The 23619-nt window shown below is 63.8% G+C and carries 16 protein-coding genes and 2 pseudogenes; 9 read left to right on the top strand and 9 right to left on the bottom strand.

Translation table 11 applies throughout. The features are described 5' to 3' along the window. The first annotated feature begins 137 nt into the window (after nt 1-137). Both GI374_RS03215 and GI374_RS03210 read left to right on the top strand, forming a co-directional pair. Nucleotides 138-2297 (top strand): AAA family ATPase, encoded by a 2160-nt coding sequence (locus GI374_RS03215; protein WP_154335542.1) that lies wholly within the window; start codon nt 138-140, stop codon nt 2295-2297. 155 nt (nt 2298-2452) lie between these two features. Next, complete coding sequence (locus tag GI374_RS03210; protein WP_154335541.1) at nt 2453-3364, top strand: helix-turn-helix transcriptional regulator; 912 nt, start codon at nt 2453-2455, stop codon at nt 3362-3364. Between the two features lie 336 nt (nt 3365-3700). Here GI374_RS03210 and GI374_RS03205 read toward each other — a convergent pair whose 3' ends face one another. Both GI374_RS03205 and GI374_RS03200 read right to left on the bottom strand, forming a co-directional pair. Further along, a complete protein-coding gene (locus tag GI374_RS03205) occupies nt 3701-3928 on the bottom strand; it encodes an AbrB/MazE/SpoVT family DNA-binding domain-containing protein (RefSeq protein ID WP_154335540.1) in 228 nt (75 codons plus the stop codon). Between the two features lie 967 nt (nt 3929-4895). After that, complete coding sequence (locus GI374_RS03200; RefSeq protein WP_154335539.1) at nt 4896-5123, bottom strand: hypothetical protein; 228 nt, start codon at nt 5121-5123, stop codon at nt 4896-4898. Nucleotides 5124-5129: 6 nt separating this feature from the next. Between GI374_RS03200 and GI374_RS03195 the strand changes: the two genes are divergently transcribed. Beyond that, nucleotides 5130-6416, top strand: a complete 1287-nt coding sequence (locus tag GI374_RS03195; protein ID WP_154335538.1) for a helicase-related protein — start codon at nt 5130-5132, stop codon at nt 6414-6416. 522 nt (nt 6417-6938) lie between these two features. Here the strand turns inward: GI374_RS03195 and GI374_RS03190 are convergent. The 5 genes from GI374_RS03190 to GI374_RS03170 form a co-directional block, all read right to left on the bottom strand. After that, nucleotides 6939-9644 (bottom strand): DEAD/DEAH box helicase, encoded by a 2706-nt coding sequence (locus GI374_RS03190; RefSeq protein ID WP_154335537.1) that lies wholly within the window; start codon nt 9642-9644, stop codon nt 6939-6941. After that, the gene (locus GI374_RS03185) at nt 9644-11275 is read right to left on the bottom strand and encodes a site-specific DNA-methyltransferase (protein WP_154335536.1); all 1632 of its coding nucleotides are present in this window, start codon (nt 11273-11275) and stop codon (nt 9644-9646) included. The genes GI374_RS03190 and GI374_RS03185 overlap by 1 nt, the downstream gene beginning before the upstream one ends. A 114-nt stretch (nt 11276-11389) precedes the next feature. After that, a complete protein-coding gene (locus GI374_RS03180) occupies nt 11390-11632 on the bottom strand; it encodes a hypothetical protein (protein WP_154335535.1) in 243 nt (80 codons plus the stop codon). A 35-nt stretch (nt 11633-11667) separates the two neighbouring features. Beyond that, the gene (locus GI374_RS03175; protein ID WP_154335534.1) at nt 11668-12000 is read right to left on the bottom strand and encodes a hypothetical protein; all 333 of its coding nucleotides are present in this window, start codon (nt 11998-12000) and stop codon (nt 11668-11670) included. A 135-nt stretch (nt 12001-12135) separates the two neighbouring features. Continuing rightward, nucleotides 12136-12318 carry a hypothetical protein gene (locus GI374_RS03170; RefSeq protein WP_154335533.1) on the bottom strand — a complete coding sequence of 61 codons (183 nt, stop codon included), beginning with the start codon at nt 12316-12318 and terminating at the stop codon, nt 12136-12138. On the opposite strand from GI374_RS03170, the gene GI374_RS03165 reads away from it, so the two are divergent. Then, entirely contained in the window at nt 12296-13246 is a 951-nt protein-coding gene (locus tag GI374_RS03165) for a hypothetical protein (protein ID WP_154335532.1), read from the top strand. The two genes, GI374_RS03170 and GI374_RS03165, sit on opposite strands and share 23 nt — an antisense overlap. Before the next feature lie 221 nt (nt 13247-13467). On the opposite strand, the gene GI374_RS03160 is transcribed toward GI374_RS03165, so the two are convergent. Next, nucleotides 13468-13767 (bottom strand): hypothetical protein, encoded by a 300-nt coding sequence (locus GI374_RS03160; protein ID WP_154335531.1) that lies wholly within the window; start codon nt 13765-13767, stop codon nt 13468-13470. Between the two features lie 468 nt (nt 13768-14235). On the opposite strand from GI374_RS03160, the gene GI374_RS03155 reads away from it, so the two are divergent. Both GI374_RS03155 and GI374_RS03150 read left to right on the top strand, forming a co-directional pair. Then, on the top strand, nt 14236-15096 hold the full coding sequence (locus tag GI374_RS03155) for a DUF3320 domain-containing protein (protein ID WP_195759814.1): 861 nt from the start codon (nt 14236-14238) through the stop codon (nt 15094-15096). 151 nt (nt 15097-15247) lie between these two features. Beyond that, nucleotides 15248-16175: pseudogene (locus GI374_RS03150) on the top strand (IS5 family transposase). 636 nt (nt 16176-16811) lie between these two features. Here the strand turns inward: GI374_RS03150 and GI374_RS03145 are convergent. Further along, nucleotides 16812-18263 carry a DUF6538 domain-containing protein gene (locus tag GI374_RS03145; protein WP_154335529.1) on the bottom strand — a complete coding sequence of 484 codons (1452 nt, stop codon included), beginning with the start codon at nt 18261-18263 and terminating at the stop codon, nt 16812-16814. A gap of 347 nt (nt 18264-18610) precedes the next feature. Here GI374_RS03145 and GI374_RS19000 point away from each other — a divergent pair. From GI374_RS19000 to GI374_RS03135, 3 genes and pseudogenes are all read left to right on the top strand, one after another. Beyond that, a pseudogene (locus tag GI374_RS19000) lies at nt 18611-18835 on the top strand (recombinase family protein); the annotation flags it as partial. Between the two features lie 728 nt (nt 18836-19563). Further along, nucleotides 19564-22866, top strand: coding sequence for a helicase-related protein (locus GI374_RS03140; protein ID WP_229582478.1), 3303 nt, complete (start codon nt 19564-19566; stop codon nt 22864-22866). Further along, nucleotides 22863-23612, top strand: a complete 750-nt coding sequence (locus GI374_RS03135; protein WP_154335528.1) for a DUF4391 domain-containing protein — start codon at nt 22863-22865, stop codon at nt 23610-23612. Before GI374_RS03140 ends, GI374_RS03135 begins: the two co-directional genes overlap by 4 nt. Nucleotides 23613-23619 lie beyond the last annotated feature (7 nt).

Raw genomic sequence — 23619 nt, 5'->3', positions numbered from 1 at the left:
CCTTGGTTCCTCGCGTCCCGGAGGTTCTCCGGAACGGCGGAGGCCAGGCACGTCCCCCTTTCCCCTCAGCCACCGTCGAACACTCAGCCACCGGCACCTTGCTGGTGGTCCCCCCATCCAATCCGTGAGGCCGCCAGATGACCACGCCGCGTTGGACCGATCTTGCCACAGAAGCCCTCGCTCGGATCCGCATGGCAGCGGATGACAGCGCTGAGCCCCCCGACACGCCTGACTGGCTTGAGGAGGCTGAGTGGATCCAGCCGAGGCAGCTTGCACCCTTGCGAACGTCCCCCGCAGCCGTGTCCGGCGACGAGCGCGGCCCCGGCACCGCCCAACAGGACGATGCCGTCCGGGCCGCAAACGATTCCGTTCGACCGGCCCCGCCGATGCCAATCGACCGGGTGCTCGTCCTGCTTCGGCTCTGCGCAGGTCTCGGTAGCGCCACAAGGCTGGATGCGATGGTTCAGCCGCACGCGGTCACGGTTCTCGATCACGGCGATATTCCGCAGGAGTTGGTGCGCGAACTGCTGGTCGACGGGCTGCTGCCAGAGGGGGTTGCCACCACGTCGCAAAATCCCCTGCGGCCTCACGCCCCGGGCGACGGGCTGAACCTGTTCGCGCTCCGGACCGCGACCGAGCGTTACTATCGCAGTAGCACGGAAAGCCAGCTCACGGCGTTGCTGGGTCGCGCCAGCCCGGTGCTGCTGCTGGTCACCGATCCGGAGGACATCGCCGTCGAACTCCGCTCCGCTTTGCCCGCGGCGATCACTGTGCCGCTGGTGAACCGGGAAATCCTCCAATTCTTGCTCGGCATCACGCGCAACGGCGACGATCTGCCTGGCGACGGCGACGAGTTCCTCCGGCGCCTTCCGGATGATGCGGATCTGGGAAAGTTGAGTGCGCCGGCACTCCTTCTGGCGCTGCGCGAAGCCTCGACGGAAGCGGTGGTCGAGCGCCTCCGCGCCATGGTCTCGGCCGACGAATTGACCGATCGGAAGCAGGATCGGCGCCCCACGCTCGACGACATCGAGGGGCTGGGGGAGGCCGAGAGAATGGCACGGCGTATGGTCGCCGACCTTCTCGCGTGGAAAGCGGGTGAGGTCGCGTGGTCGGAGCTCCAGCGGTCGATGCTGCTCTTTGGCCCGCCGGGAACAGGCAAGAGCTTTCTTGCCGCCGCGATCGCCAACAGCGCCGGTATCGCGCTCGTGCGAGGGGGCTTCGCTCAGTGGCAAGCGGCAGGGCATTTGGGCCGAATGCTCTCGGCTATGAGGTCCACCTTCAGGGAAGCGCAGGATTCGGCGCCAGCCGTCCTCGTGATCGACGAGATCGATTCTGTGGGCAGCCGCACCAGCCACGATCAGCACAACGAATCATACCGGCGCCAAGTGATCAACGCAGTCTTGGAAGAGTTCGACCGCCTGTCGCAAATGGAAGGTGTGCTCGTCGTCGGCACATGCAACGCCCCCGAAACGATCGATCCTGCACTGCTGCGTCCTGGCCGGATGGATGCCATCGTCGAAGTGCCGCTTCCGGGCCGCGCCGCGATCGCGCGGATGATGCGCGACGGTTATCCGGGGCAGATCTCCGATAGTGATCTCGCTCGCCTGGCGCGTGCGGCCTCGGGACACACCGCCGCCGCGATCGACGGCGGATTGCGTGGGGCGCGTGCTGCGGCCCGAGCAGAGCGGCGGCCGGTCCGACCCGACGACGTTCTGGAAGCGCTTGGGAACCGGCACGAGGCTGATGCCTCGATCTATCACCGAACTGCGATCCACGAATGCGGGCACGCGATTGTCGCGACCGCGCTGGGCGTCAGCCGCGTCATGCGGGTGGTCCTCGGGCCCGCAGGAGGGGAGACGTTGTCGGAACCCCGTCCCCGGAGCGGACTTCTCCGGGAGATCGAAGCAGACCTCGACCGCTGCATGGCAGGTCGGGCGGCGGAGCGGCTTGTCTGTGGCAACATATCCGCAGGTTCAGGCGGGCCTTCGAACTCGGATATCGCCGAGGCAACCCGCATTGCCGCGTCGATCGACATGCGCCAGGGACTGGGCGCTGAGGGCCCGCTGTGGCTGGGTCGGAACCTGGACGGCTATCTTGAGAGCACGGAACGCCGCGCGCGGGTTCGGGCGCGGATCGAGCAGGCCGAGGAACGGGCCCTCGTGGTCTTGCAACGCAATCGCGCGCTGCTCGAGGCGATGGCCGCGGCGCTGACCGCGGCCGGATCGCTTGAAGGCGAAGAACTCGAAGCATGGACGCGGCAGGTGGACCCTGGCGAGAGCGCCAGTCCGCGGGAATGATGCCGAGTTCGGCAACCGGGGTCGACAGGGCGAACCCGTTCGCCTGCCGTCCCGTGTATGTGCCTCAACACACACCGCCCTGGGTTGCATTACCACCCGGACGCATGTCACTGTAGCTTGCCACGAATGTAAGCATCCCTTTCCATGAGCCCTGCATGCCGCTTGAACGACTAATCGAGGATCGCATGCGGTTTCATGGCTTCAACAAATCATTTCTCGCCGAGAAAAGTGGACTCTCGCGGCCGACCCTGCGGCAGATCATGAACGGAAAAGGCACCATCTCCAGTCTCGCCCAGGTGCTTCCACCTCTGGCCTGCACCTGGGCGTGGTATCCGCCAACGAGCACGCATGCCGGTGCCGTCCTAGCCGAGTTACGTCGGCGACGCAGGCTGACGCAGGCTCAGGTTTCCGCCCGGCTGCTCTTGAGCCGGCCTGTCATCATTGGCATCGAGAAGCGCATGCGCGGGGAACTGGCTTCGCTTCTGGGCTATACGCAACTCCTCGGAATGCCTGCCCCAATCGCCCCGATCAGTTCGAAGCGCCGCCTGATCCCCGCCTCCAATGCCCCGGAGCGCGATCGCGTCATGACTCCCCCTGCCTTGGCGCGCGCCATCTGCGACCACTTCGCGCCGCAGATGCACGGACTGATCCTGGACCCTGCGAGAGGCAATGGGGCCTTCTACGATCATTTTCCCAGTCACCTCGCCAAAGACTGGTGCGAGATCACGGATGGGAGCGATTTCCTGGCCTGGCAAGGCCAGGCCGACTGGATCGTCACCAATCCGCCGTGGTCACGGCTGGCCGATTTCATGGTGAAGGCGATGAACTGCGCGGACAATATCGTGTTCGTGGCGCCCCTTCCCAATCTCACCACAAAGGCCCGGCTGCGGACGATCCACAAGGCCGGCTTCGGGATCGCCGAGCTGCTGCAGTTCGAAACACCACGGGAATGGCCGCAATCGGGATTTCAGCTCGTCGCCGCCTGGATCAGGCGTGGCCACGCGGGAGCGTGCCGATTCACGAGTCTCGAGGCCAGCGCCTCGAACTCGTGGTTACGCGCTGCCTGACATGGAGTATCGGCACGGCGCACCCGGCGCCGCCACGTTCTCGGCAATGCTCCAACACATCGTTGATCCTGCCGCTTTCGGCCCTGAGCTGTCGTTTATGACGTCGCAAGCGCTGCATCGCACCTACCCCGAACCGGCCGTTCAGGCACTTCCAGCGAGACAGGCTCCGTGATGCCGGCGGCGGACGAAGCTGTCGGCCAGGTCGTGCCTCATTCCCAATCGAATAAGGGGTTAAAGGAGCCCCCGATCCGCCCTCCCGAGGCGAGCACAGTTGCGGTCCGGTCAGCCTTGGGTCCCTCGTCCAGCAGGTAGAGAATGACGTTCGTATCGAGGAAATCAACGGGCATTGGCGTCGTTTCGGGTCAATCTCTGCGAAGCAGGCAGGCGCCCCCGGAGGCTGCGCAGACGCTCCAGCACCTCTTCCGCGGAAGGTTCGCGTCGGACCGCAAGGCCCCTCTCCGCCGCCACAAGTTCGATCTTGTCGCCCTCCTTGAATCCTAACGTCCGCACCAGTTCTGAAGGCAGCCTCACCGCGAGCGAGTTTCCCCATTTCGACACTTGCATGGCATAATCTCCGATCAGCGTATCCTTGGCTCTATATGTATATCATTGCGCCCTACCCCAAGCTGACCAGACAATGCGCTGGCCACCCAGAGGCGCATCCCGAGGCTCGTCCTAGCCTAATGAACTTGCTTTCGGGCTTCCAGGATGAGCCTGCCGGAAGCGGTGCCCGCAGTCACTTCCGTGGTTACTCCGGAGTCCTGAGGCAGCAAGTCTCCGCGCCCGGTGACCGAAATACACCTAACTCGATCAAGCCTCAAGGATCGAGTCGCAGCTGCCTCCCGGTCATCGTGCACCTGGCGGCCCTGGACCGGCCCTGAAGCCGGCCAGAATGCCGGCTCGGCCGTGCTCCCGTTTCAGTCCTTGGCTCCGAATCTTGGCTGCGCCGAAGACACTGATTTTCTGGCACTCGGTGCTTGAGGCCGATCCCGCCTTGGGACACTTTGTCTGCACCTCTCGGAGATCACGATGATCCGCAGAAGCGCAGAGACGCTGTATGTTCATCGGCGAAACGCCTCCGGCCGACGCGCTCTGCGCTCGGATGCCCTGGGCCGTGACTGCACCACGTATTTCATCGACCCTTCCCGCAATCTTGACCCCGATCAACGCGCCCGGGCACGGAAGCTGATCAGGGCCAAGATGGCTGAGCGGGTCGCCGGGGCCAAGGTAGCGATCAATCAGACCCAGCGGCGCCGAGCTGCCACGACGACGCGCCGCGAGCGTGCGGCGATCGCGATCCTGGACCGGGTGCGGGCTTGGGTTGGAGGCGATGTTCACGCTCTCGCATGGTATCGATCGATGCCCATGCGGCCCTGGGCTGCCGAACCGGAGAGGCTCTCGTCGAGGCCGACGAGGGCGCTGCTCTCAACGACTACCTCGATCGCCTGGCTCTGGAGCCTACGCGTGAGCCTGGCAGGCTGTTGCGGTTCCTCCGCTTGATCTCCGGCCAAGCTCTTGGCCCCGTCAACACTTACCTGATCCATCGGGCATAGCCGAGCGCGGCAAGGATCGTGACGTCGAGCCTGCCGGCTGGCTCCCCCAGCCGCGCCGCCATTCCTGCGGCGAGCGGAATGCCCTGCGCCGCGCGCTCGCGGGCCGTCATGGCGCCGCGCTCGACTAGCAGCAGCGCTGCGTCGGCACCCGCTGGTTCGACCGCGATGCGTCCGTCGGCTGCAACGCTCGCCGCGCTGACTAACACGGTAAGGTGACTGGCGGAACCCGCGAGGCGCTCGTGCGCCTGACGAAGGAACTCGACGGCTCAACTCTCATCTATTGTCAGTCGCCGGGCAGCGTGCGTCGCGTAGCACAGGTGATGGTCGATCGGCAGGTCACACCCGCGGAGCCGGCCTTAGCCGACGTGGTGGACTGGGTGGGCCGCAATTTCCATCCGGACTGGATCGTCGCCCGCGCGCTGGCGAATGGCATCGGTGTTCATCATGGCCGGCTACCTCGTGCACTCGCGCAGTTACAGGTTCGTCTCTTCAACAGTGGTGCGCTGAGATTTCCCGTGTGCACGTCGACCCTGATTGAAGGCGTCAACACTGCTGCCAAGCATGTCGTTATCTACGATAACAAGATATCGAAGAAGCCGTTCGACTATTTTACCTACCGCAACATCCAAGGGCGATCAGGCAGGATGTTCCGACACTTCGTCGGCACCGTCCACCTCTTCCACGCGCCACCTGAGGCCGATCTTCCCGACGTAGACTTTCCTGCGTTCAGTCAGACGGACGCGGCAACCGACGGCCTTCTCGTGCAACTCGACGAGGCAGACCTCGGTGGGGAAGGACTACGCCGCGTCAATAAGCTGAAGCGGCAGCCGGATCTCAGCATTGAGACGATCCGCGCCAATGCCCACGTAGACCCGCAGCAGCAGATCGACTTGGCCCGCCACATCCGCCTTCACGCGCGCGAGTTGCATCCAGCACTGTCATGGCGTGGGGAGCCGTCTAACGATCAAATCTATAAAGTTTGCGATCTGCTGTTCGACACTCTTCTCGCTAGCGCGGGGAGGGATGTAGTTCGCAATGGCCGCCAGCTCGCGTTGCTGCTGACGCAACTGCGGCAGCTCGGGGCGTCTGGGCTCATCAGGGCGCAGGCTCAAGCGCTGGGTCCGCGGGCGCCTGCGGATCCGAGCGATCGGGTGGAAAACGTGCTTGATTTCTTGCGCAATTGGGCATCGTTCCACTTCCCACGCGCGCTCACCGCACTGGAGAGGATCCAAGCTGAGGTTTTCGGTCGTCTTGGCCTTCCCGCAGGATCCTACGCGCCCTTCGCAGTCAGGGTCGAGAATTTGATGCTGCCCCCAGCATTAGCCGCGCTCGACGAATATGGTCTTCCTTTGCAACTCGTGGCGCGGCTGGAGCAAATTCTTCCTGCCAGCAACGATCTTGACGCCGTTCTTGCGGCGCTGCGCCGCCTGGACACTAGTCGCCTGCGGCTCAGCCGATTCGAGACAGATCTTATTAAGGAAATCCAAGCTACCCTCTGAAAATTTATTCAGATATCAGAGCGGGTTTAGCGTTTGACCTATCTCGCCGTTCGGGTAGTCGCCGAACTTGGTCGAAGCTGATACGAATGGATGTTCGCCGTTGGTAAGCCGAAATGTAGTCACGGATATCGGTTTGTGGCTCCTCTCAGGACCACAGGCAACTGGAAGAACGTCGCTTTCGGTGCGGCTCCACAGAAGTCACGGGTCGGTCAACGGCAATAAGCTGGCTTCAGCGTAAGTTGCTGAAGGGCTGAACACGGCTGCGTCCTGCCCAGGCGCTCCCCGCCGCCAGTCACTGCGCGGCGCACCAATGACTGCGTCCCGTGTCCGCGCTGGCGGCTACGCTGCATTCCGTCGGTCCGCTTTCCGCCCAACGCAGGCGTTCACAGGAGGCCCTCTCCCCATGATGAGCAGAAGAACTCCCAGCCCCGAGTAGATAGTCTTGTCTCACTATCGGCAGCAAGAAAGTTCACCGAACGGCGATAGGAGGTGTCGCAGAAAGACATCATCGCAGCACAGGATTCAGCCCTCGCGGCTCAGTATGGTTTCCCTAGAGCCCAGCCTGAGTGCCGTCCGCATCTGCTCGGCCATGCCTAAACCGTGCTTCACCTTCTCGATTGTGGCATAGACATGCCCCGACGCCAGTGCCCAGCAGGCGCCGATCTGAGTCTTGTTGCGGGTGTCCTCGTTGGTAGCCCGGTCCGCGCCCTTGTATTCGACGACGAACAGGCGCCCATCGGTCAGCTTCGCCACGAAGTCGGGGTAGAACCTGTCCTTCAGCAGCGGCAGCGAGAAGCTGTCCCGATGGCGGGGGATGTTGCGCAGCCAGACCTCGACCTGCTCCAGCGCGTCGAGCGCCTGAGCGCAGGCGAACTCCTCGCCCGTCTCGTCGCCATCGAAGGCCGGGACTGCATCGTTGCCCAGCAGGTGCTTCTGGAAGCGCAGCCGGTTAAGCGGCGTCAGCGCGACATCGCGGTAGGTCGAGGCGTCGAAGCGGATCGTGCCGTGCGGCGATATCGTCGGCGCAGCGCCTTCATCGAACAGTGCTGCCTGCCGGATCGCACTGCGGTCCGCATCGCGCTGTTCGGCAATGCGCTGGCGCAATTTCGCGGACAGGGCGTCTTGCCAGTCCGCCAGCGTCTGGGCCGCCATTCCGCGGCGGCTGCGCAGATGCGCCACGGCGGCGCTGATCCAAGCGCGCAGGTGGTCCTGCGGCAGATCCGGCGCGCGGCAGGCGCGTTCCAGCCATTGCACCAGCGTCGCGGCCAGGCTGTCGTCATCGACCGTGCCGAAGCCCTGCAATGCGGGCTGCGTCATGGTCGTGCGGGAATAGACCAGCCTTTCGCCGTCGAGGTCGATCTCCAGCACCTCGTCATGGCGCTGGAAGTTCAGGTCGTCCTCGCCCAGGCAGGCGGAGGCTTCGCTCAGCGACCAGTCCGAGAGCTCCATCAGGCTATCTGTGTCGGCGGGGACCAATTCGCCATCCACCAAGGCGAACAGCAGCGGCACGTCGATCACCGCGCCGCGTTCGGCGGGCGAGCGGCGCTGCTCGACCTTCTCGCGGTGCTTTTCCAGCGCTGCGCGCAGCGTCGGGCGGTCAGGTTCCGAGGTCATGGCGATCAGGCGTTCGGCCACCGCGGGGGCCACCTCGCCCTTGATCCCCGCGGTCAGGCTGCGGTCGGGGGCGGGCGTCCATTCGACGCCGTCCTCGGCCATCTCCGTCAGCACCGCGCGGATCTCCTCAGAGTCCGCCAGCGGCACCTGCCAGACCGGCTGCGGGCGGACCGGTGTCGGGTCGAACAGCATCCCCTGATCGGCGGCCAGACCGTCCGGCTGGACCGAACCGCGGACCTCTTCGTCGGTGAAGCCCATGCCGATTAGCTTGTCTGTCAGTGCCTGCGCGGTCTCGTTGAACTCGGGTTCGGACACATGCGCGTAGGCCATGTTCAGCGCCGGGTCCTTACGGCGTTCTGCATAGGGCATCCGCAATACGCGGCCCAGAAGCTGCTCGACCGCGGTGGAGCTTCGCAGCTTCTGCGTCGCGCACAGCACATAAGCTGAGGGACAGTCCCAGCCCTCGCGCAGCGCCTGCACGGTGATGACGTGGCGCGTGGGCTCCGAAGGATCGCGCAGGTTCACGCCGTCCAGCTCGCGCCGGTCGCCGGTGGCGATCTTGATCCAGCCGGGCGGGACCAACCGCCCGACCAGATAGTCGCGGATCTGTTCCACCGTCGGCTCTCGGCCTTTCGGCTGCGCCTGATACAGCACCACCGGGCGGATGTGGTCCTTGTCGCGCCTCGCCTTTTCTTCCAGCATCGCGCGCGTCCGCAGCGCGCCATCGACGGCCGCGCGCCAGTCGCCATGCGGGCGCAGGCGGATCGGCAGCTTGATCATCTGCTCGTCCTTCAGCGCCGTCGCGGTCACGCTGAACAGGATGTTGTTGCGGTCCCTGGGCGTCGCGGTGAACTCGATCACCGCTGCCGGCCGCACGCGGGCCTGCACCTCGCGCGACAGGCCCGTGACGGCGTTATGCGCCTCGTCAACCAACATCAGCGGGCGGTGGTGATAGAGCAGGTTGGCAAGGCTGAACTTCACCGTGCCTTCGGTCAGCAGCGGGCTTTCGGCCGCTTCTTCCCGCGACACCCGCTCCATCCCTTCGGCCGGCAGGGCGGAAAAGAACGGCTCCAGCGCCTCGTGATGGGCATAGACGCGGCGGCCCGAGGTATTGCCGACACGGAACGCCTGGATGGTGGAGACGATCACGCAGGCGTTCTGCGCCAGATCCGCCGGGGTCAGCATGTCGAAGGCTTCGATGTCGAACACCCGCACCCGCCCGTTGAACGCCGCGTCCAGACGGCGGCGATAGGCGTGGGTGCGGTCACTCAGCGCGTCAAGCGTCTGGTCCTTGATCGCGGTCGAGGACACGAACCACAGCACCAGAGGATGCGGCCGGGCCGCGACCTGGGACCACAGCCGCACCGATTCCGCCGCCAGCAGCGTCTTGCCGCCGCCGGTGGGCAGGCGCAGGCAGACGTAAGGCACCTCCGGCAGCCCGGTCAGCGGTTGATAGGGCTTACGGGCCGGCAGAGGCTCGCCCGCGGGGACCGCCGCGCGTTCCTGATGCGCGACCTCGTGGGCGAAGGCCTCGGCCGGGCCAGTTGCCGGGGCGCGGGTCAGGAAACGGTCGAGCGCGTCCAGCGTCGCCTGCTGATAGCGTTTCAGCTCCATCACAGACCCCCCGCGTTCAGGTCATAGGGGGTCTGGCGGAACTGCACCCGCTCGCGCTTCAGCGTCGCGGGCGACAGGCGGCAGGCGGTGGCATAGACGGTCAGCGTGCCGGTGAAGCCCTGCGGCAGGGCCTCGCGGATCAGGGCCAGCGTGGCGCGGGTCAGCACGTTGCCACCCTGCGGGCTGCGGTCCTTGAGGATGCCGTTGAACAGCAGCGCCACCGCGCGGTCGGCAGGGGGCGGGGGCGCCTCGCCCTCATCCTCCGGCACCTCGGCGCGGGGCGGAGGGCTGACGATGCCCAACAGGGGCTTGTCGGGCACCCCGTCCAGCGGGCGGCGGGTTTCCGAGAACCAGACATGCCGGGCGAGGTCGGCAAAGCGCACCTCGGGCGCGATCACGCCGTTCTCGTCATAGACGCGCGGCCCGAGCGTCACGAAGCGGAAGCCGCCGCCGCCCTGCCAGCCCACGTCCTTGCTGATGCCGCCCTGTTCGCCCTCGATCACCTTCCGCAGCCGGGTGGCGCAATGGGTGCGGGCGTGGTCGCCCATCTCGACCCCGATCCAGCGCCGGCCCATCTTGTGGGCGACGGCGGCCGTGGTCCCCGAGCCGAGGAAGCTGTCGAGCACAAGGTCGCCGGGATTGGTGGCGATATGGAGGATGCGCCGGATCAGGCGTTCGGGTTTGGGGGTTGGAAAATTGATCCCCAATGCTGCAAGTTCGCGGGCGCCGTCTTGATTATATCCGTATTCGTCGCCACCGGCCCAGAGGGTCACCGGTATGACTCCCTCGTCCGCTTCCGCGAGAAACATTTTCAGGCGTGGAGCGCGGTCTCCTGCTGGCCCAAACCATAAACGGTCATCGTTGCGAAGAGCCATGTAGTTGCCCTCGCTCCGCGCCCAGCAACGGCCCGGAGGCGGCAAGACCTTATTACCGGACGGAGTGATTATCGGATACAGGTTCTCTGATTTTCCTGTTTTCGCAAACTGTCGTCCCCGCGCACCTGAAAGCAAACTGATGGTAAAGGTTATTGACTGCCAAGGTCCGCGTGGGTCATCATCAGGGTTACTGAACCGATCGGTTTGTTCTTGCTTGCGAGGCACGTTGTTGGGGCTGAACCGTGCTCGATCCTTGCAATACCACAGGATGTGTTCCGTTGATGTGGAGACAAATTCTGCATTGCTTCTGACGGCATAGGACTTCTGCCAGATGATGTTGGCCACGAAATTCCTTCGGCCGAGCGTTTCGTCTAGAATTGATTTAAGGTAGTGCGCCTCGTTATCGTCAAGATGCACCCAGATGCTGCCGTCCTCGGACAGGAACTCGCGCAGCAGCATCAACCGGGGCACGATCATCCCCAGCCATTGCGCGTGTTCCAGATTGTCGTCGTAATGCTCGAAGGCCGAGCGGGTGTTATAGGGCGGGTCGATATAGATGCATTTCACCCGCCCCGCATAGAACGGCAGCAGCGCCTTCAGCGCCTCCAGATTGTCGCCCTGCACCAGCAGCCCGTCCTCGCCGCCGGAAGCCTGCGCGCCGTGGGATAGCGCGGGCTCCTCGGTCAGCAGCCGGAACGGCACCTGCGCGGCCGTCCGCAGATCCGCCTCCCGCGTCAGCCAGTGCAGTATCGGCATCTCGTCCCCCGTCGTCCTGCACCGGGTGTAGCCGAGCCATTCAGGGGAAGGGAACCACCAGCCCGAACAATGCCTGGCGTTGTCAGGCAACGAGGAGCATGGCCGAGTCCGCCCTCACGGTTCGAACCCATCCGTCAACGAGGTTCCCGCTTCCATGGGGCGCGGCTCGCCAGTGCTGAGGCGGAGCCGCACGGACAGGCTCTCCTTGAGCGCCGCGGCGATAACCGGCTGCCCGCCATCGCCGAGAACCATCAGCTGGCCGTCGCGGAGCTGCAGGCGAATGCCGTTGACGCTCACCTCGGCGCCACGACCCTGTCTCCTGACCCTGAACCGGGCGTCGGGCGCGACCGCATCCACCGCTGCGGCAACCTCGCGAATGATGTCGATCAGAGTCAGTCGCCCAGCGGTTCGTCGAGACGGGAGATCAGGTTCTCGACCACGTCGTGGAGCAGGGCTTCGCGCTCCCGGTCGTGGAGTTGCCGGGCCATGATGATCCCGAGCATCTTCTCGCACCTGGCCAGCCGCTCCTCTCCCGCTGTCTGGCGCTCCAGCAGGTCGACGGCGCGCTCGATCCGGTTCGCCAGCCCGCCCAGGATCTGCAGGAACGCCTCCCTGCGGTCCTGCGCGCCGTCCGTCCCTGCCCTGAGCATTTCTTCCAGGGACTGAAAGGCCGTGATCAAGGAGCGGAGAGACTGGTTGATCTCCCGCAGGTTCGTGTCGGTCATTCCGATTTCCTTCCGTCATTGATGACGCGGGGGGTGTTGGCCTCTGCGGCAGATCGAGGACCAGCCCGAACCACAGGTCATGCAGGGCCTCGGCCAGTTGCTCGCGCAGGGACGTCAAGCGTATCGTCAGGGTTCTCAGGACCGCGGCAGCTCCGACGGGTCCAGCCACTCGTCGAGCAAGGCGGTCAAGTTTGCGATCGCTTCGTCCCGCGCTGCCATCCCCCGGCGCAAGCTGCCAATCTCTTTCAGGAGCCTGACCTCGCGGGCCCGCCACTCGGCCTCGATGCGGTGGACCGTGTCGAGCAGCAGCTGGTCCATCGGAGACAATCTCATCGGTTTCATGGGTCGGGCTCCTTTCAGCGCGAGGTGTCGCCGCGATGGCGGCAAGGCGATGGTGCCGCAGCGGAATGAGAGCCGGCCGGGCCGGCCCGGCGCCGAGCAGCTTCACGACGTCACAGGTGAGCGCGGTGTCATCCCGGAAATCGAAGCGGGCCTGGTTCTCCAGGGCGCGGCGCTCCCATGCGCGTTGCAGCCGCGGCAGCGCGGTGCGCATCTGCTCGAGTCGTTCGACCCTCAGCCGCTCCATGCCCTGCCCGCCCGGCTCGGAGAAGGTCAGACGGGGGGTGGCGCCATAGAGCGGTCCCTCGAGGCGGACATGATGCTCCCGACCGAAGCCCGGCGCGGCAACCGTGATCGCGCGCGTCGAGGTCCGGGCAACCGAGAACCCGAGTTCGGAACGCTTCTCGGCAAGGATTTCGAGCAGAGCTTCGCGGCTGCCGATGCGCCTGTCGCCGATCACCCGCCGGATCCGATCATGATAAACCTGCCGGATGTCGAGGCTGGGCAGGCATCCGGCGCGGTTCGCCTCGGCCGCATGCTTCAGCTCCCAGTCCGGCAGGATCAGCTGGCGAGCCCGTGCCGGATCACCAGGATCCGCCCAGCTGAAGCGATGATTCAGAGCGTCCTGCAGCGCCGCCCAGAGCTCGGCGCTGCCGCGCCGCGGCGGATGGGGGTTGATGCTGCGGAGGGCGCCTTGCGGCGTCAGGATGCCGCGAGACACCGCAACGTTCAGCTCGAGCCGACCGGTATGGGTGTGCGTCGTGACATAGGCCGGCGGCCGGCAGTGTTCGGCGATCCCGGCAAACGCCACCATGAAGAAGAGACGGAGCGCGACATCGACCTGTCCGCGGAGTTCGGGATCACCGGCATTGAACGCAGCCACGTCGATGTCGACGCGGGCGAATGACATGACCGCCGAGCTGTAGCGGTGAACGAAGCCGAGACTGCGGATCGACGCGCGCAGCAGGTCAGCGCGCCCCAGCAGGATCTCGGGAATAGGGTCGCGACGCACGAGAAGGCGCCGGCCGGCCGGCGAACTCTTCACGACTGCGGGCGCGTCCATGTAGTCCGTCAGGGCTCGACCGGCCTGCGCCCCCTCCCCGGCGCCGGTATGCTGCGAGAACGATATCAGCATTCCGAACTGACCGCGTCGGCCGCCGAGGACAGGGTCGGTTCCATCAGCGCCGCCTCGACGCGGCGCAGCTCGAGGGCAATGCGCAGCGCATAGAGCGGACCCGCCTGCGTCCTGACCTCGGTAGCGATCTCCTCGAGAAGCCGGACCGCGATGCCGAGCCTGGCGACGTTCTGCTGCCAATCGGCCCGCACGACCGAAGAACCGGAAAGCGTGCGGGCGAGGATGAACCGGTTGACGGACTGGTGCGCTGCCGCGGCAGCATTCTCGATGGCGCGCCGCTCGGCGTCGGTCACGTTCAGGACCGCCCATCGCTGGCGCTTCTCGTCTGGGGTCATCCGCGGCCGGGCCATCTGCTTCACACGCTACACCGGGGCTGCATTGCCGCGGCCCTCACAGGCTCCGACGCCCCGATGAAAAAACCAAACCAGCGAGAGCGACCCCGTCTCGGCCGCAGGCGTTTTCTGGTGACCAGTCGCGGAGACTTGCTGTCACAGGCCACCGGAGATGCCCCGGAACATCTTCCGAAGTCACTCCGTCAAGCCTTCCGGTGTCCGGGACGCTGACCAGCACGCGGCATATCCAGCAACCCCCACAGGTCTCACCTCCACCCTGCCCGTGCTGCTCGTTGTGCAGCCCGGACGAGCTACGACCGGGCCGACATGGCGTGCAGCCGGCGCGAGACTGTGGATATCGCCGGATCAAGGCTGGCGATGCGGGCGTCCGCTGCTGATGTCAGGAGGAGTGGCACGAGGGATTTCGAATTGGACGATGACGACCTGATCTTGAACAGCCTTTCCCGGCAGGAGAAGGAGAGCCTCGCCCGATATGGGTTGGCCGCGAAGACTCGGCGGCGGGAGGCGAACCAGCGCTCTCGGGAGCGCAAGAGACACGCGGGCCTCGTCCGCATGGAGGTCGATGTCCGACCGGAACACCGTGCTGATCTGCGCCTGCTGATCGACCTTTATGTCGCGGCCCGACACAGCGGCGACGCCCTGCAGGTTACGCGTGTGCCGATGCCGGTGCTGGACGGCAGCGCCGTGCTGGAGGCAGCCGCCAACGGAAATTCCCAGTTCGATGCCCGGTCCAACAGCCGTGCCGGTCCTCCCAAAAACAGTCGGCCGGCACCGCACCGCGCTGAACCGGGCGGGGACCTGGCGGAACTGGCGGGGTTTCAGAAGGCCTTCTTCTCCGACGGCTATTCGATCAGGCTCAACTCGATCATCGCGGACATCATCCGGACAGATGCGCCGCTTCCCCTCGACCTCCTGCGACGGAAGGTCGCTCGGCTCCATGGCTGGCACCGGGCGGGCGGGCTGATCGCGGCGCGCATCGATGCGTGCCTCGGTGCCGCCGAGATCCACGAGGAGGACGGCACCGCTTTCGTGTGGGAGCCAGGTGCCTACACCAGTCGTGTCCCGTATCGCGTCAGGCCGGAGCGCGACATCCGCGAGATCTCGCGACATGAGCTCGCCGACCTCCTCGACCAGCACGCCGTGGCGCTGGCCCATGCGGCGAACCCACTTCGGGAATGTGCCCGGCTCGCCGGTATCGGTCGCCTTACCCCCGCTATTCGCGAGTATCTCGAAGAATGCCTCGCCTGGTGGCGCGCCAACCCGAATTGATCTCGACCAGGAGGTCCGGTCACCGGGTGTGCGCCGACACCGCAACGAGAAGTCTTACCGGATAATGGCAGACCCGAATTTTCAGTTTGCCATGGCGTTGTTGCAGAACTCTCGCCGTGAAGGATTCACACCATGTGGTTAGAGGGGCAGCATGAGCAAGCGCAGGCCCGCCGGCTAGCGCACGACGGACGGGTCCGCCTACAACGATGCGCTCCGGAAGCGTGGGTCGCTGCTGATCTGGCTGGACAAGGAGATGGCCTGGCACTCGCCGCATCAGGCTCGCCGGGGGCGCCCGCCAGTTTTCTCGAATGAGGCGATCCAGTTCTGCCTGTCGACCAAGGTTCTGTTCAAGCTTCCGCTCAGGCAGACTGCCGGGATGGTCTCCAGCCTCCTGCAGCGGGCCGGCCTGGCCTGGCCCGTTCCGGACTATTCGACCCTTTGCCGCAGGCAGAAGACCGTGGAGGTGCAGATCCCGAATCTCCGCGCTGCCGGGCCGCTGAACCTGATGGTGGACAGCACAAAGATCAAGTTTCTCGGCGACGGCGAATGGCAGGCGCAAGCATGGTGCTCAGAGCCGCCGCCAATGGCGCAAGGTCCACCTGGCCATGGACACGGCCACCTCCGACATTCGCGCAGTCGAGTTCACACCCAGCTGGGAAGGCGACAACCCCGTCCTGCCGGAGCTGCTGGACCAGATCCCCGAAGATGAGGAGATCGGCACCGTGATCGCAGACGGCGCCTACGACACCCGACGCTGCCACAGGGCCATCATCGCACGCAGTGGCACAGCAATCATCCCGATCCGCAAGAACGGCCGACCGTTGAAAGAGGACTGCGCAGCCGCGCGGGCCCGCAACGAAACCCTGCGCGCCACGCGGCACTACGGCGGCGCGTTCTGGAAACGATGGACAGGATACCACGCCCGCAGATGAGCCGAGGTCAGGATGCGCTCCTCAATGCATTCGGCGAGCGCATCGCCGCAAGAGACCTGAACCGCCAAACCGCCGAAATCCACATCTGCGTCGCCTTCATAACACTTCAATGCCCTCGGCACCGCCGAGATCGTCCGCGTGGCCTGAACCTGAGGGGGGAAGGGGAAGTCACGCATCAAGCCGCCATTCTGCAACGATGCCGTTTGCCATATTCTTTTTCGCAAACTGCATGGCCAACTCCCACGCCAGCATGGCCCAGAGCAGCTATCGGAGCGGCATCAAACCACATCCAAGGACGCAGACATCCCCGAGATAGCCTCTCCGGGGCCACAATCGGAGGTTATCCTCATGTTCGGGCATGGAATCCTCATTCTCGAAAGTCTGGGCGGACCACAGCGCCTCGCGAGCGTCTATACTGGTCAGGACAGCACCGGGACAGGTTCCGGAAGGCATCGCGACATCGACATCGACCGCCGGAGAGCCCCTTCGCGCGGACTGGGAAGGCTTGCTTCGTGGCACGGCAGATATTGGATCAGACAGCAGGGAGGAGCGGACCGGGCACATTGGCCGGCGGCCGGGTCGCGCCGGGGTGGCCCGCCGCTTCCGAGCATCCGGAACAGGCGGAAAGTTGGCAAACAAGCGCGTCGCACAAGGGCACGGTGAGAAAACCCACCGAGCGTCTCGAGTGCGCGCTGCAATATGTCGCCAGCTGCGTTGCGCAGCACGGCGAGGCCTACCTGCCGTTGTTTGAACGTTTGGAGGCCGAACTCGCGGCCATCCATGCTAAAGAGACCGCTCTCGATCGGGCGCGCCGCCTTCACATGGCATTTCCTTCGCCGCCTTTTGTCGCTTCCGGGGCGCGGTAATTACCCTATCATCCAGATGCGCCACCGGATCTGCAATGTCTAACGCAACCCGCTGCGCAAAACTATGCCGTTCGGCTAGAGTGATGTCCCCATATTCTTCACGATCCCGGATCAGAGCGACGCTGTGGCCCATCATGACGCCCCTATCGTCGATCGCGATGCCGGCTCGGCGCATCCGCCCCTCCCACGCATGTCGCAGGCCGCCGATGGTATGCCCGTCAGGCATCGCGCCGCGTTCGCGCAGGTATTTATTTACCGCGGCACTCCAAGAGTCCTTGCCGTTATAGGCCTTGAAGCCTCCGCGTTTCACCACCCTCTTCATGGCAGAGAGCGCAATCCCGACCAAGGGCACCGATCGCTCCGAGGCGCTGTTCTTCAACTCGCGCGCACCTTCAGTCGGCCGTAGCTCGAAATACGGATGCGGTGCCTCAACATGGATATCGGCAAGGGGGGTGTTATAGATTTCGGATTGTCGGCACCCGGTTTCGACACAGATGAGCAGAATGTCGCGGGCCTCGGGATTCAGACCATCCAGAGTTCCGGGTGCCAGAAGTGTCTGGAGGATCCAGTCGACGGAGAGCTCGCGCTTGCGCTTCTGGTCTTTCGGTTTATGGGAGATCTTTGCCACCCCTTTCGAGACGGACAGGCCAGCATAGGGGCGGGGAGGGTGGGCAACGCCGGCAGCACGATAATATCGTTTGATGCAACTGGCGGCATAGGTCAGCTCCTTCTTGACCGTCTCGGCGCTGATCTCCTTGCGCGCCACCCGTTTCTCCAGCCACAAGAGATGCTTCATCGCATGCTCGGCGTTAAAGTCCTGAACCAGAAGATCGCTCCCGATAGCTTCGATTGCCTGGGTCAGTGTCCGCTTGTTACCGTTGCGCCATTTCCGCAGCTGCGTTTCGTTCTTAAATCGATTCTCGTCTTTGGCCAGACCATCGACATGATCGGCCAGTTGCGACAGCCGCAAGAGGGGTTTCTCTATGCCGCCTAGCACGGCTGCGACGGTGCCCGGATCTGAAGCGTCCGACGAGATTGCCTGCGCGGTTTCGACGCGGGTGAGAATGTCTTCGATCCTGCCTTCCGCCAGTTCTTTCGCCGACCGATAAGGGATTCCTAGTCCCCGTGCGATACGGACAGCGGCGCTGAAGGCCTCCATCCCATCTGTCAACGAAGCCTTTCCGGCCAGAACCGCTTCGTAGCGGGCCCGCAACTCGCGCTCGTAGTCTCGCGCCCGGGCCTCGGCCTCTGACCGACTGTCGGTCTTGAGGCTTCTGTGGATCTCTTTCTTGTTGACGATGGCACGAAATTCCTCAGGGACAACCCATCGGAAGTGCCACGTCGTGCCTCTCAGGATGATGCCTGCCATCGTTGCCCACCATTGCGCTTCCTGCCGTTCTTCGGGGCGCAGCTAGACTGCGGCCAGACCTGCCGACACCCAGGGTGACGCTCCTCAAATTTTGCTACATACTTTGCTACACCAGACGCTACAGTAGCGATGATCATGGTTGAGTCAAAACCCAGTATTATCTCCTTGATATCAGCGCTCTACCGTGAGTTCATCAGATCTCCCTGGCTTCACTTGGCTCTCCTTGGCTCCACCAAACGGCTTCGATTTATTGTTTGTGGTCAGAGGGTAGCCAGTACGCTTGGCCGCCCTTCCCCCACGCCTGCCCCCATCTAATAACAACGAGTACCGCTCCCCTCATCTGCGTGACGTGGGACAAGGTCCACTCAAATCCTGCAGGAGGGCCCTCGCAAACGAGCCGCGCGCACTCGCGCCGACACGCCCGCGCTGCTGAATGCCCCCCTGTTCGGACTGGACGGCGCCGCGTTTTCACTAACGCACACGCGCAAGGCGGGCGGCTGTACCGCTACTACGTTAGTCAAACGGTTCTGAAGCATGGTGCTGGGTCGTGCCCCGTAGGACGCGTGCCGGCCACGACCTTCACCGGAAATCGTCCCTGAGCGGCGACCTGGCAAGCAAGGTCGGTTTTATGGGATGGCCCGCCCCTCCCGCCGGCGCCGAGCTATGGTGCCGGTGTGTGTTGAGAGGAAGGAGCGAACCGATGACCATCGTGACCCTCGGAATTGACCTCGACAAGAACCTGAACAGCCTCGTTGGACTGGACGCGCAGGGGCAGATTGTCCTGCCCCTGCGCGTCCGGCAGGCGACCCTCGCGATCTGACGGACACGCTTTCACCCTGTACCGTCGCGATGGAGGCGTGCTGCGGTGCACATCCCAGCTTCTCGGCCGCGCTCCACGCGGCGACGGCGGCCGCCGTCCGTGATGATCTCGATCCCAGACATATGCACGTGCTCAGGCATATGCCCAAGCCTCCATGGCTATGCCCAAGTGTCCGGTCGAAACGGGCCAGTTCACCACCATTGCCGAACTGGCTGAGCGCGAGGGGATCGCGCCGTCGTACGTGACACGTGTACCCGCCCGACATCGAAACGGCGATCCTAGAGGGCTAGCAGGGGTCGGAAGTGACGCTGGGTCTTCATAGCACACGCAGCCGGTCTTGAGTGCGGCTCGGCTTGCGTGGCACGACTTCAACGTGTTCTTAGTCTGTCGGGACCACAGCCCACGAGAGTGAACTGCAAAGGGGAAGAACCGAGGCGCGGCAGAACCGATCGCTGAGCAAACTCGCAGGGCGACCTAAAGATGCGTCAGACCGCGATCGACGCTCATTTCATGAAAATCATCGACAATACGTCTTATCTCCTCGGCGATGACCTGAAGCTCACCATGTGCCGCGGAGGCCGCTTGAAGGTTGCGGCCTCCTGCTTTTCCATCTACGCTTTTGAAGCATTGAGATCCGAGCTCGGGAAGATCGAGAATCTTGAGTTCATTTTCACGGCCCCGACCTTTGTGCCGACCGACGTGACGGATCGCCTCCGGAAGGAACGGAGGGAGTTCTTCATTCCTAAGGCACGACGGGAAAGTGGTCTCTACGGCACCGAGTTCGAGATCCAGCTGCGCAACAAGCTCACTCAACGCGCCGTCGCCCGCGAGTGTGCTGATTGGATCCGCAAGAAGGCCAGGTTTCGTTCGAATACGACAAAGGCCCCAATGCAGCAATTCATGCATGTTACAGGGTCTGAAGGCGAAGTGGCCTACATGCCAATCAGCGGCTTCACGGCCGTGGAGCTTGGCTACCAAAAGGGCGATGCGGTTTCCAACTTCGTAACCCGCTTCGATGATCCGGCGCATGCCAAGATGTATTTGCAGCTATTCGATCAGATCTGGTCGGACCCGGACAAGGTGAGGGACGTCACCGCCACCATTTGTGAGTACATTGAGTCTGTCTATCAGGAGAATTCCCCGGAGCGCATCTATTTTATGATGCTCCACAATATTTTCCACGACTTCCTCGACGAGGTCGATGAAGACGTCTTGCCGAACGACCTGACAGGCTACCAGGAGAGCGTGGTCTGGAACAAACTCTTCAACTACCAGAAGGACGCCGCCACGGGCATCATCAATAAGCTCGAGACCTACAATGGGTGCATTCTCGCGGACTCGGTCGGTCTCGGCAAAACATTCACCGCCTTGGCGGTGGTCAAATATTATGAGTTGCGGAACCGCTCGGTTCTCGTTCTTTGCCCCAAGAAGCTCGCGGATAACTGGCGGAACTACAATGCGAACCTGACCACCAATATTTTCGCCAAGGACCGGTTAAATTATGATGTCCTCTGCCACACGGACCTGTCACGGACGTCGGGTGAGTCCTTTGGCATCCCCTTAAACCGGATAAACTGGGGAAATTACGACCTCGTCGTTATCGACGAGTCCCACAATTTCCGCAACAACGACGTCTACAAAGACCGCGAGACCCGTTACCAGAAGCTTATGAACAAGGTCATCCGCGCCGGCGTGAAGACTAAGGTTCTGATGCTCTCTGCGACTCCGGTCAACAACCGGTTCACTGACCTTCGTAATCAGCTTGCGCTTGCTTACGAAGGGCAGTCCGAGGCGCTCAGCAAAAATCTGAGGGCCCATACCAGCATCGAAGAGATTTTCCGCCGGGCGCAAAAAGCTTTCAATGAATGGGCGTCTCTACCTCCGGAGGGGAGAACCGCTGCGTCGATCCTGAAGACGCTCGACTTCGACTTCTTCGAGCTCCTTGACGCCGTGACCATCGCCCGGTCACGAAAGCACATCGAGACATTCTACGACACGAAGGACATTGGTGAATTCCCCCAGAGGCTTAAGCCGCTCTCCTACCATCGCCCGATCACCGAACGGTCGGACGTGATGGGGTTCAACGACATCTTCACGCAGCTCTCGGTGCTGAACCTCGCGGTCTACGCCCCGATCAGCTACATCCTGCCCAGCCGTGTGCGGAAGTACGAGGAAATCTACGACACGCAGGTCGAGGGCGGACGCGGCAAGCTCAGGCAGGCCGATCGAGAGCGCAGCCTTCAGGCGCTCATGACGACCAACCTGCTGAAACGCCTGGAGAGCTCGGTCGCCGCGTTCCGTCTCACGCTTCGGTCTCTCGGCGCCAATATCTCGCGCACCCTCGACGCAATCGACGACTTTGAGGAAACAGGACGCGGCGAAAGCGTCAGTGACTACCTTGCCGAAGTGAGCGACTTCGACCCGGAGGACGATGACCTCTCTGGGCTCGACGAATTTACGGTAGGCAAGAAGGTCCAGATCAGTCTCGCCGACATGGACCTACCGTCCTGGAAGCACGACCTAGCTGCGGACCTCGTGCTTATCGAGGACCTGATCGCCTCGATGGACAAGGTGAAGCCGGCCGATGATGCCAAGCTTCAACATCTGCTCGCCCTCATCCGGCAGAAGGTCGACGAGCCGCTGAACCCCGGAAACCGCAAAGTGCTGGTGTTCACTGCCTTCGCGGACACCGCCAGCTACCTATTCGACAACCTGGCACCTTTCGCACAGCAGCTCGGGCTTCATGTCGGCAAGGTCACCGGGTCGGACGCGCCCAAGACCACGCTCAAGAAGTCCTACGATTTCCAGAGCGTCCTGACGCTGTTTTCCCCGCGGTCGAAGGAGAAGTCCATCGTCCTGCCGAACGAGCCGGGCGAGTTGGACATCCTCATTGGCACCGACTGCATCTCCGAGGGCCAGAACCTTCAGGACTGCGACTTCCTGATCAACTACGATATCCACTGGAACCCGGTGCGCATCATCCAGAGGTTCGGCCGGATCGACCGTATCGGATCCCCTAACAGCCAGATCCAGCTGGTCAACTACTGGCCCGATATCTCGCTCGACGAGTACATCAACCTCAAGGAACGCGTCGAGAACCGGATGGTGATCGCAGACGTCACGGCGACAGGCGACGACAACGTCCTCACCGCCAAGTCGAACGACATCGCCTACCGCAAGGAACAACTGCGGCGGATGCAGGAGGAGGTGATCGAGCTGGACGACGCAAAGGCCGGCATCTCGATCACCGATCTCGGGCTGAACGATTTCCGGATGGACCTGCTCAATTACGTCAAGCAGCATGGCGAGCTCGACAACGTGCCCTTTGGCATGCACGCCGTCGTCCCCGCGCAGCCGGAGCTGGGGCTTCAGCCAGGCGTCATCTTCGCGCTGAAGAACATCCACGACAGCGTGAACGTCAACCAGCAGAACCGGCTGCACCCCTTCTACCTGGTCTACATCGACGATGACGGCCGGATCGTCGCCGACCATACCGAGGTCAAGCGGCTGCTCGACCTGATCCGATCCAGCTGCAAGGGGCGGATCGAGCCGATCCACGACGTTTGCCGCATCTTCAACGAGCGCACCGAGGACGGGCGCAAGATGGGCCGCTACTCCGACCTGCTCTCCAGCGCGATCCGCTCGATGATCGAGGTGAAGGAAGAGAAGGACATCGACAGCTTGTTCAGCGGCGGGCGGACGACAGCGCTCACCCATACCATCAAGGGGCTGGACGATTTCGAGTTGATCGCCTTTCTGGTCATCGAAGGGGGCAGCGCATGACCCTCTACGATTGGCCCCGCGCCGCCGCCTTCGGGCGCGTGATCCCCAAGAACAAGATCTACGAACATGCCGGGGCGAACACGGCGTTGAAGGACCTCTTCGTGCGCGAGGTGGACCAGATCGTCTGGTCGCACAAGCTGGCGCCCGAGACGGTCAATCTGGCGGCGACGAAGCAGGTGGCCGAGATACAGGTCTTCCGCATCGCCGCGCGCACCGCGACGCTCGACCGCGACGTGCTGCGCGCCATCGACAAGGCCATCCCCTTTCCGCTGATCTTCGAGGTGGCCCATGGCGGCCGCGTCAGGCTGGCCGCGGCCTACAAGCGGCCGAGTGAGGCCGACAGCGCCCGCTGGGTGGTGGGCGACTATTTTCAGGGGGACTGGCTGCCCGAGGGCACTGCCCGCGCGCCGCTTCCGGTGGCGTTGAACATGGGCGCGCTGTACGAGCGGCTGCTCGAGCCACTGGTCGCGGGACAGACGGCCCGGTTGGTCCCCGGCATGGGCGAGGCACTGCAGACGCCCTGCACCAATGCCGAAGCGGAGCGTCCCGTGTCGCTGGAAGAGCGTATCGCGCAGGCCGAGGCGATCAAGGCGCAGACGCGTGAGGTCGAGCGGATCAAGGCGCGGCTGGGGCGCGAGAAGCAATTCAACAAGCGCGTGGCGATCAATGCCGATCTGCGCGCGGCCAAGCAGGAATTGGAGCGGCTGACGGCGGGACACGCCGGCGCCGCCGTGACGAGAGATTGAGAGGACG

This window comes from Paracoccus sp. S-4012, from assembly GCF_009674885.1.
In the GTDB taxonomy this organism is placed as follows: Bacteria; Pseudomonadota; Alphaproteobacteria; order Rhodobacterales; family Rhodobacteraceae; genus Paracoccus.
Note: the sequence above shows the minus strand (reverse complement) of the source record. Positions and strands in the feature narration are given on the sequence as shown.

Bases quoted from the DNA above. Each gene is read 5' to 3' on its own strand.
- GI374_RS03215 (WP_154335542.1), top strand. From the start codon at position 138: ATGACCACGCCGCGTTGGACCGATCTTGCCACAGAAGCCCTCGCTCGG.
- GI374_RS03210 (WP_154335541.1), top strand. From the start codon at position 2,453: ATGCCGCTTGAACGACTAATCGAGGATCGCATGCGGTTTCATGGCTTC.
- GI374_RS03205 (WP_154335540.1), bottom strand. From the start codon at position 3,928: ATGCAAGTGTCGAAATGGGGAAACTCGCTCGCGGTGAGGCTGCCTTCA.
- GI374_RS03190 (WP_154335537.1), bottom strand. From the start codon at position 9,644: ATGGAGCTGAAACGCTATCAGCAGGCGACGCTGGACGCGCTCGACCGT.
- GI374_RS03185 (WP_154335536.1), bottom strand. From the start codon at position 11,275: ATGCCGATACTGCACTGGCTGACGCGGGAGGCGGATCTGCGGACGGCC.
- GI374_RS03175 (WP_154335534.1), bottom strand. From the start codon at position 12,000: ATGACCGACACGAACCTGCGGGAGATCAACCAGTCTCTCCGCTCCTTG.
- GI374_RS03170 (WP_154335533.1), bottom strand. From the start codon at position 12,318: ATGGACCAGCTGCTGCTCGACACGGTCCACCGCATCGAGGCCGAGTGG.
- GI374_RS03145 (WP_154335529.1), bottom strand. From the start codon at position 18,263: ATGGCAGGCATCATCCTGAGAGGCACGACGTGGCACTTCCGATGGGTT.
- GI374_RS03140 (WP_229582478.1), top strand. From the start codon at position 19,564: ATGCGTCAGACCGCGATCGACGCTCATTTCATGAAAATCATCGACAAT.
- GI374_RS03135 (WP_154335528.1), top strand. From the start codon at position 22,863: ATGACCCTCTACGATTGGCCCCGCGCCGCCGCCTTCGGGCGCGTGATC.